General features: G+C 58.5%; 1 pseudogene. It reads right to left on the bottom strand.

The features are described 5' to 3' along the window. Window positions 1-556, bottom strand: a pseudogene (locus B2R17_RS09310) (translation initiation factor IF-2); the annotation flags it as partial.

The raw sequence follows: 556 nt of genomic DNA, 5'->3' as shown, positions 1-556 counted from the left end.
CGCATCACATCGGCGACGCTCAACCCGGACGCTTCGCAGAAACTGCGAACGGTACACGGCAATTCGATCTGGACCTTGTCTTTCCGAGGTGCAGCAGTGTTGACACCCTTGCGACGGATACGAGGACGCGAACGTCGGTAGTGATGACGATCTCCGCCATCGGAACCGATGATCCGTCGACCACCACCGCCACGCTGTCGTTCGGCACGAGCGCTGGCCATTCCGGCCAAGCCCTTCTTCTTTGGTTTTTCGTCTTCATCGATGACGCGTTTGCCACGTCCCGCAAGTCCAACCGTGCCTTCGGCTGTTTTCTTGCTGCGTTGCTTCTTGTCCGCTTCGTCTTGTTCGAGGCGAGCGAGCGGAGCTTTCATGCCCTGCTTGTGGCCTTCGATAACATCGCGGGTCAGTTTGATATCTGGTTTTTGGGCTGCCGGTCCGGAACTGCCGGTCGGAGCCGCAGGCTTGGCTGGAGCACTCGGCAGTTGCGCCAAATTGACTTTAATGCGAGGTTCGCGTTTCTTCGACTTCCCAGCGTCGCCGGTCTTGCCAGCTTCTT

The sequence above is a fragment of the Rhodopirellula sp. UBA1907 genome, assembly GCF_002337565.1.
In the GTDB taxonomy this organism is placed as follows: Bacteria; Planctomycetota; Planctomycetia; order Pirellulales; family Pirellulaceae; genus Rhodopirellula; species Rhodopirellula europaea.
This window is presented reverse-complemented; position numbering and strand designations above follow the sequence as displayed.